Here is an 8,890-nt window from a genome sequence, read left to right on the forward strand (position 1 = left end):
GAGCTCAGGGTGCGGGGCGATCGTGGACGACGTCGGTGCCGGAACGGGGAAGGCCAGGAACATGCCGACGGGTGTCACCAAGGACAGCGGGACCACACCCGAGCGGGGCAAGCTGTGGTTCTCGGTTCTGGGGCCCGTCCGCGCCTCGCGCGACGGAACCGCCCTGGAACTCGGCCCGCCCCAGCAGCGCGGACTGCTCGCCCTGCTGCTCGCCCGCCCCGGGCAGCCGCTGGAGGTCGAGCAGATCGTCGACGCGCTGTGGGGCGAGGAGCCGCCGGTCAGCGCCCTCACCCTGGTCTACCGGCACATCGGCCTGCTGCGCCGCACCCTGGAACCCGGCCTCCCCGCGCGGGCGGCCGGCGGCTGGCTCCTGCGCGGAGCCGGCGGCTACCGCATCGAGGCCGACGCGGACTCCCTCGACCTGCTGCGCTTCCGTCAGCTGGCCCAGGAGGCCCGGCGGGTACGGGACGACGGCGCCACGCGGCGGAGCGCGGCGATGTACGTCGAGGCACTGGCCCTCTGGTCCGGCCACCCGCTCGACGGACTGCCGCCGTCCATGCACACCGCCCCCGCCTTCAAGGCGCTGGACCGGGAGTACCACGCCGTGGTCAAGGAGGCCGCCGACGCGGCCCTGCGCTGCGGCCTCGCGGGCGAACTGCTGGGCGCCCTGCGCCGCTGCGCCGCCGAACGGCCCCTCGACGAGCCGCTGCACGCCCGCCTGCTGTACGCCTTGATGGCCACCGACCGGGTGCGCGAAGCACTGCGGACCTACCGGGCGGTGAAGGCCAGACTCGCCGACGAACTGGGCATCGGACCAGGCCAGGAACTGCGGGCAGCCGCCCGCCACGTACTCGGCCCGCCCCCCGCCGCGCCGGCGCCCGCCGTGCCGACGTCCGCCGTGTTGCCCCCTGCTGTGCCGACGTCCGCCGAGCCGCCCCTCGCCGCGTCGTCCACCGCCGCGCCGCCCCCTGCCGCGTCGGCGTCCGTCGTGTCGTCCACCGTCGTGTCGGCGTCCGCCCCCGTGGGATCCGCCCCGTCGGCCACCGTCCCGGGTCCGGCGGGCCGGCCGTCGGTCGCCGACTCCGCTCCCGCTCAACTCCCGCCGGGACTGCCGGTGTTCGTCGGTCGGAAGCGGGAGCTGGCGCTCCTGGCCGGGCCCGGCGCCGCGGACGGACCCGCGGCCGTGGTCGTCCTCAGCGGGCCGCCGGGCGTGGGCAAGACCGCGCTGGCGGGCCGCTGGGCCCACCGCGCGGCACCCGGCTTCCCCGACGGACAGCTCTACGCGAACCTGCGCGGCCACACCCCCGGCACGCCCCCGGCCGACCCCGCCGTCATCCTGTGCGGGTTCCTGCGCGCCCTGGGTCTGCCGCCGGAGCGGATGTCCGGGGACGAGCGACCGCGGCGCTACCGGGAGGCACTGGCCGGCCGCCGGGTCCTGGTCTTCCTCGACGACGTCCGCGACGCCGCGCAGATACGGGACATCCTCCCCGACGTCCCGGGCTGCCTCGCGGTCGTCACCAGCCGGTCCCCGCTCCGCGAGATCGCGGGCGGCGCGCGGGACAGCCGCTTCCTCGACCTGGCCCCCTTCGACGCAGACGAGGCCCGCGACTGTCTCGCCGCCCGGCTCGGCGCCGAGCGGGTGGCCGCCGAGGAGGACGCCGTCCGCGTGCTCACCGTGCTGACCGGGGGACTGCCCCTCGCACTGGCGGCCGCCGCGGCCCGTGTCTCCGCGGGACCGGCCTTTCCCCTCGCCGCGCTCGCCGAGGAGATCCGCTCGGCGAACGGGGGACTGGACGCCGTACCCGAGGTACGGGCGGCCCTCGACGCCTCCGGCCGCACGCTCAGCTCGGGCGCGGCCCGCGTCTTCCGGCTCCTCGCCGCCTGTCCGGGTACGACGATCTCCACGGCCGCCGCCGCGAGTGCCGCCGCGCTGTCCGTGGAGCGGGTCCGGCACCCGCTCGGCGAACTCGTCCGCGCGGGACTCCTCACGGAACGGCTCGGCGACCGGTACCACCGTCCGCGGCTCGTCGGGACGTACGCGAACGAACTCGCCCGCCCCGACGAGCACGAGACCGCCACCACGGGACCCGGCCCCGCCGCGGACGGCGGGCCGGACGCCCGTGGCGGTGAACCACGTGTGCGACGGGACGACAGCCAGCCCGACGCCGAGGCGTCACGGCTGGCCCTGCGGAGGGTGCTCGACCACCATCTGCACACGGCCCGCAACGCCCTCGCCCGGCTCTCCCCGCACCGGATCGTCCCCCCGCCGCCGCCCGCCCTGCCCGGCGTCACCACGATCGAGCACGGCAGCGCCGCCCACGCCCTCGCCTGGTGCGGCGCCGAGATCCGTGGTCTGGTCGGTCTGGTCGGCCTGGCCTCCCGCCACGGATTCCACGACCACACCTGGCGGCTCGCCCGGCTGGTCGAACTCCTCCTCGACCAGCAGGGACTGCGCCACGACGCCGTCGAGCCCCGGCGGGCCGCCCTCGACTCGGCCCGGCACCTCTGCGACCCGGTGGCGCTCGCCCACGCGTACAGCTCCCTCGGGGAACTCACCGGACGCCTCGGCCGTACGGAGGACGCCCACATCCAACTGCGCCGGGCCCACGAACTCTTCGGCGAACTCGGCGACCTGCCCGGACAGGGCGATGTGCACCGGCGGCTCAGCCGCCTGTACGAGGGGCAGGGCCGCCTCGACGAGGCCCTCGGTCACGCGGAGCGGGCCGTGGAGCGGCACCGGGGCGCGGGTGACCGGGTGGGCGAGTCCGGCGCGCTCCTCGCGCTCGCCAGGATCCAACTCCTGCTGGGCCGGCCCATCGACGGGTTCGCCGTGACCCGGCAGGCACTCGAAGCCGTGCGCGGCCTCGCCGAGCCGCATGCCGAGGCCGCGGTCCGCGGCGCGCTCGGCCGCTGTCACGACGCACTCGGCGATCACCGTCGCGCGCTCCTCGCCCACCAGCGTGCCCTGGAGCTGTACCGGGCGGCCGGGGACGGGCACCACGAGTTCCGCTGTCTGGTCCGCATCGGCGAGGCGCACCGTGCCGCCGCCGATCCGGGGGCCGCCCGGACGGCCTGGGCGCGCGCGCTCGCCGTACGGGACACCCTGGACCACGAGACCCCCGAGGTGCGGGAGGCCGCCGCCACGCTCCGGACCAGGATCCGAGACCTGCCTGTGCAGGACCGGACCGGCGCGGAGCCCCCGGCGCGCCCGTCCCTGCGGCTGGTGTCGGACGCCTCCACGTGACGGGCGCGACACCTGCGGAACCTGACGCTCCGTTCGTTCCGGCAGGGTCAGTTTCCTGTCACTGGACCGACCTACGCTGACCCGGAGGGGGACGGTCCCCACCGTCGCCCGGTCGCCCGGCGGACGGTCGTGGCGCCGCGCCAGGGCGCGGGCACGGACACGGATGCAGGTATGAGCACAGCCGGTCGCACGCTTGATCCAGGCTTGATCCAGGGAAGTGGACTATGACGCGCGGGGGAACACCACGCCCCGGGGACGCGAGGGCGTCCTCGTCCAGCGGCCTCGCGGTGGCGGCTGCGGAACCGCCGGAGACGGACGGTGCCGCGGAGCGGGGATCCGAGGAAGCCGCCGCGGCCGTCGCGCGGGGCAGCGACGGGACTCGGCCCGCCGGTCCTGCCGTCGGTATCGGCTCCGGCGTCGGCTCCGGCGTCGGCGTCGGACGGACCGACCCCGCGGAGCCGGTCACCGGACCCGCCGAGGAGCCCTCGGCCGGCGAGACCTCGGCCGGGGAAGCCCCGGCCGTGTCCGGCACCACCGCGCCGGCTCCGCTCACGTCGGCCGCAGTGACGACCGTGACGACCGCGGGCGGGTCCCTCCGGCCGACCGCCGACGACGACGCCGACACCGACCACGACGCCGACGACACCGACACCGACACCGACACCGAGAGTCCGGACGGTGGAGCACCGGATGCCGGAGCGGCGGGCGCCGGAGCGGCGGGCGCCACGGCACCGGGCGCCGGGCGCCGGGAGGGTGGTGCCGGGCCCGACGCCGACGAGGGCTCGGGCGAGGGGCGTTCCGAGGGCCGACCCGAGGCCCCGGGCGGCACGGCCGAGGGCACTGCCGCCGGCGCCGCCGGTGCAGCCCGGACGGTGGCCCTCGTCTCGGACACGGGCCGGGACGGCGACGACGGTGACACGGAGAACGGCGGCCGCCGTATCTCCCGCGAGTCGGTCATCGGCGTCTCCCTGCTGGCCCTGCTCGTGGCGGGGAGTTCGTTCCTGCTGGTCGGCTCCGGAGGCGACTCGTCCGCATCCGACACCGTCCAGTCCGCGCGCGGCGGCTTCTCGCAGGACGGCGAGGACGGACCCGGCGGTGTCCCCGGCACTGCCGCCTCCACCGCTCCCTCCGCCCGGCCCACCACCGGCACCCGGCCGGGCACCGGCACTGCCACCTCGCCGCGGCCCGCCGCGAACGGGTCCGGGTCCGGAGAGGGCTCCCTCAAAAGCGGCTCCGGCGCGGCCACGGGCAAGGCCGCCGCGGGTGCCGCGGCGGCAGCGGCCCCGGCGGCTGCGGACGACGACCGGCCGGTGAAGTCCACGGCCTCGACGCCGTCCGCGGCACAGGCCGCCGCGGCCCCGTCCGTGCAGGCGGCCGGAGCCCTCGTCGGCTCGGCCTCCGGCCGCTGCGCGGACGTCACCGACGGCACCGCCAGTGCCGGCACGCCCCTCCAGATCTGGGACTGCACCGGCGCCAAGTGGCAACGCTGGTCGCTCTACTCGGACGGCACGGTGCGCTCGCTCGGCCTGTGCATGGAGGTCGCCTCGGCCTCCGTGAGCGACGGTGCCGCGATCCGGCTCGCGAACTGCAATGCCGGCTCGGGCCAGCGGTTCCGGCTCAACTCCGCGGGGGACCTGGTCAACGTCCGGGCCGACAAGTGCGTGGACGTCAAGGACCAGCAGACCGACAACGGCGCCCGGCTCCAGCTGTGGACGTGCACCGGGACGCAGAACCAGAAGTGGCGCCTGGGGTGAGGACGGTGCGGTGGGAGAGCAGGTGATGGGTCAGGACCCCACGGCGCCGTCGTTCTCCGTGCTGGGGCCGATGCGCGCATGGCGCGACGGCACCGAGCTGGATCTCGGGCCCCCGCAGCAGCGCGCCACCCTGGCGGTGCTGCTGGTGCGCGTGAAACGTCCCGTACCGGTCGGTGAGATCGCCGACGTGCTGTGGGGCCAGGGGCAGCCGGTGAGCGCGACCAATGTGATCCACCGGCACATCGGCATGCTCCGCCGGGTCCTGGAGCCGGAGCTGCCCAACCGTACCGAGGGACAGCGGCTGGTCCGGGTCAGCGGCGGCTATCGGCTGCGCGTCGGCGCGGACGACGTGGACCTGACCCGCTTCCGCCTGCTGCGCGAGCGAGCCCTGGAGGCCGCTCGGGCGGGGGACGCGGCGGAGGCCGTGGAGCGGTTCAACGACGCCTTGGCGCTGTGGCGGGGGCCGGTTGCCGCCGGAGTCCCGGCCGTCGCGCGCGCCCACCGCATCTTCACCGCCCTCGACGACGAGTACGTGGCGGCTGTCCGCGAGGCCGCGGACACGGCCCTGCGCGACGGCCTCGCGGACCGCGTCCTCCCGGCGATCGAACGGTGCGCCGCCCGCCACCCCCTCGACGAGGGGGTCCACGCGAAACTGGCGTTGGCGCTCGCCGTCACCGGCCATCAGGCCGAAGCGCTCGACGTGTGCCACCGCGCCCGGACCCGGCTCGCCGAGGAACTGGGCGTCACCCCGGGCACCGAACTGCGCGCCGCGCACGAGCGCGTGCTCGGCGGCGACCTGAACCGCCCCCCGGTCGGCGCCCGGCCGAAACACCCGAAACACCCCAAACATCCAGAGTCACCGAAGTCACCGAAGTCACTGGAGTACCCACAGCACCCACAGCCCCCTGAGTGCCTGCGGTCGCCGAAGCTCTCGGAGACCCCGGAGCACCCGGAGTCGCCGAAGCACCCGGAGTCTCCGGAGCATCCGCGGTACTCGGAACAAGCGCGGCACCCGGCGCGCCCCGAGCACACCCGGCGGCCGGAGCGTCGGCGGACCGGTACGCCGGCGCACGGCGAACACGGCGGTCCCACGCCTACGACACCCCCGTCCGCCCCGGCGCCGGACCGCACCGGCGAGCCGTGCAGCGTGCCGGGGCCCACGGCGGGACCGTCGGCCGCTCCGCCCACGGACGGCACCCCGCCCCGCCCGGAAGGTACCGGCGGCCAAGGCGAGGGGCGCCGGCCGCTCACGTTCGGCGGGGACGCGCCCGCGCCCCCGCACGCGTTCGTCGGGCGCCTGACCGAGACGGCGAGGCTGCTCGCCGAGGCCACGGCCGAGGCCGCCCGGCCCGGGGACGAGACCGTGAGACTCGCCGCCGTCTGCGGCCCGGCCGGTTCCGGCAAGAGCGCCCTCGCGGCCGAGGCCGCCCGCCGTCTGGCCGACCGGTTCCCCGACGGGCTGATCCGCGTCGCCCTGCGGGGCTACGACCCCTCTGCCGCGCCGGTCGCGCCGGGCGAGGCGATCCGCGGTCTCCTCGCGGCACTGGACGTCCCTCCGGACCGGCTGCCCGCCGACCCCGACGACGTGGACGCGCACACCGCCCTGTGGCGCAGTGTGCTCTCCCGACGACGCTTTCTGCTCCTGCTGGACGATGCCCGCGACACCGCGCAGGTCCGGCCGCTGCTGCCCGCCACGCCCGGCTGCATGGTGTTGGTGACCAGCCGCGACCAGCTCTCCGGGCTGGTCGCGGCGGAGGGCGCCCACCGTGTCGTCCTGGGCCCGCTCACCCCCGAGGAGTCCCGGGAACTTCTGGCGACCCGCCTCGGTCCCGACCGGCTCGCCGCCGACCCCGAGCGGACCGAGCGGCTCCTGGAACACTGCGCCGGACTGCCGTTCGCCCTCCAGCTGGCCGCCGGACGATTCATGGACACCCCGGGGGAACCGACGGCGTCGCCCGTTCCGCCCGGCACCCCGGGGGAGAGCGACCGGACCACCGTACGGCGGAGCCTGTACGGCTCGTACCGGACGCTCGACCCCGACGCCGCCCGGCTGTTCCGGCTGCTCGCCCTGCACCCGGAGCCCGAGACGGGCGTCACGGAGGCCGCCGCCCTGGCCGGCACGGGCCCCCGACGGGCCCGCGTCCTGCTGTCCGCGCTCACCGGAGTGCACCTCCTGGACGAGCGCGCGCCGGGCCGCTTCGCCCTGCGGCCCCTGGAACGCTCGTACGCCCACGAGCTGGTGCACACGGCCGACGGCCCGTCGACACGCGCCGCCGCCGTGCGCCGCCTGCTCGGCCATCTCGTCCGCCACGCGCTCCCGGACGACGGGCCGTGGGCCCCGTGGCCCCACGGCGACGGATCCGCCGAGGCTCCGGCCCCGCTGCCGGGCACCGGCCGCCTCCTCCCCGTGGAACCGGAGACGTTCTCGCTCTGACCGGCTCGCCCCGACCGGCGGCCGCCCCACCACCGAAGGACTGGACCGCACATGCCCCTCTCCCGGCCGTCGCGCAGGGCGGCCCGGCCCGCCCCGTCCCCCCACCGCACCCGGTACGCCGTCCCCGCCGGTCTGTGCGCCCTCGCGCTCACCGTCTGTCCCGCGCCGGTCGCCCTGGCCGACGACGCGTCACCGGCCCCGGCCGCGACCGGCTCGACCGTACGGCTGCCCGTCATTCCCGGGTCCCTGGGCACCGGCGCCGACTGCACCCGGCCGTCGCCGACCACGATGACGGTCGTCCCGTGGACGCACGCCGTGCTCGGACTGTCCGGCGCCCGGGCCTACTCCCGGGGCGCGGGAGTCACCGTCGCCGTCGTCGACACGGGCGTCGCGACGGGGACCCACGGTCTCAAGGGCCGGGTCGAGGCGGTGGGGGAGGCCGCCGAGGACTGTGTCGGACACGGCAGCTTCGTCGCGGGACTCATCGCCGCGGAGTACGACGGCACCGGCGCCGACTTCGGCGGAATGGCCCCCGACGCCCGCGTCCTCGCCGTACGCGGCACCGACGCCCGCGGTCTGGCCGACGCCGCGAGCGTCGCCGTCGGCATCCGCGCGGCGGCCGACGCCCGAGCCGGGGTCGTCGCGGTCCCGCTGGCGCTGTCCCGGGGCAGCAAGGCGCTGAGGGCGGCGGTCCGTTACGCCGTCGCCCGCGACTGCCTGGTGGTCGCCGCGGCCGTGCCCGACGCCGCGGGGGACACCACGGGCGTGTCCGGCGCCACGACGCAGGCCGCCCCGGCCGCGCGCTACTGGCCCGCGTCGGACGAGGGTGTGCTGTCCGTCCTGGACTTCGGCCCCGACGGCAGCCGCCCCGACGGGGCGCCCGAGCCGGTCCGGGCCGACCTGGCCGCACCGGGCGACAAGGTCGTCGGCACCGGCCCGCGCGGCACCGGCAACTTCACCGGCACCGGCGCCTCCTTCGCCACCGCCCACGTCGCCGGGGCCGCCGCGCTCGTCCGGTCGCGGTACCCGGACCTGAGCGCCGAGGAGACCGCGCGCCGGCTGACCGGCACCGCGTACCCGGCGGACGTGCCGCGCCTGGACACCTACGCCTCCCTCACCGTCGTACCGCACGACGCAGGGACCGCCGGGCCGCGGCGGGCGCCGACGGAGCGGGTGGTGCTGTCGCTGCCCGCCGACGACCCGGGCCCGCGCCGGATCGCCGTGGCCGTGGGCTCGGTGTGCCTCCTGATGCTGCTGGCGGCGGCGGCCGCGCGGGGCGTGATCCGCGCCCGGCGCGGCCGCCCGGACGGCGCCGCGGAGGCCTGAACACGTCCCGGGCGGGGGCGTCCCGCGCGGAGGCGGCCGTCGCGTGGGACGCCCGTGCCGGAGGAACCGTCGAGCGTGGAGGGGCCCCGCCCCGGGGCCGGGCCCCTCCCCGGGGTACGTCCATGTACAGAC

The 8,890-nt window shown here is 77.2% G+C and carries 4 protein-coding genes; all 4 read left to right on the forward strand.

Annotated elements, in window-relative coordinates; all coding sequences use genetic code 11:
• Positions 1 to 22: 22 nt before the first annotated feature.
• The 4 genes from ABT070_RS44020 (at position 23) to ABT070_RS44035 (ending at position 8,758) form a co-directional block, all read left to right on the forward strand.
• Positions 23 to 3,244: an AfsR/SARP family transcriptional regulator gene (locus tag ABT070_RS44020; RefSeq protein ID WP_351768722.1), complete on the forward strand. Its 3,222-nt coding sequence runs from the start codon at positions 23 to 25 to the stop codon at positions 3,242 to 3,244.
• A 224-nt stretch (positions 3,245 to 3,468) separates the two neighbouring features.
• Entirely contained in the window at positions 3,469 to 4,998 is a 1,530-nt protein-coding gene (locus ABT070_RS44025; protein WP_351768724.1) for a ricin-type beta-trefoil lectin domain protein, read from the forward strand.
• A 10-nt stretch (positions 4,999 to 5,008) separates the two neighbouring features.
• Complete coding sequence (locus ABT070_RS44030; RefSeq protein ID WP_351768726.1) at positions 5,009 to 7,432, forward strand: AfsR/SARP family transcriptional regulator; 2,424 nt, start codon at positions 5,009 to 5,011, stop codon at positions 7,430 to 7,432.
• Between the two features lie 51 nt (positions 7,433 to 7,483).
• Complete coding sequence (locus tag ABT070_RS44035; RefSeq protein ID WP_351768727.1) at positions 7,484 to 8,758, forward strand: S8 family serine peptidase; 1,275 nt, start codon at positions 7,484 to 7,486, stop codon at positions 8,756 to 8,758.
• Positions 8,759 to 8,890 lie beyond the last annotated feature (132 nt).

The organism is Streptomyces sp. NPDC002884 (assembly GCF_040295245.1).
Classification (GTDB): domain Bacteria; phylum Actinomycetota; class Actinomycetes; order Streptomycetales; family Streptomycetaceae; genus Streptomyces.

Excerpts from the sequence above, each read along its gene's own strand:
- ABT070_RS44025 (WP_351768724.1), top strand. The coding sequence starts at position 3,469 with ATGACGCGCGGGGGAACACCACGCCCCGGGGACGCGAGGGCGTCCTCG.
- ABT070_RS44035 (WP_351768727.1), top strand. The coding sequence starts at position 7,484 with ATGCCCCTCTCCCGGCCGTCGCGCAGGGCGGCCCGGCCCGCCCCGTCC.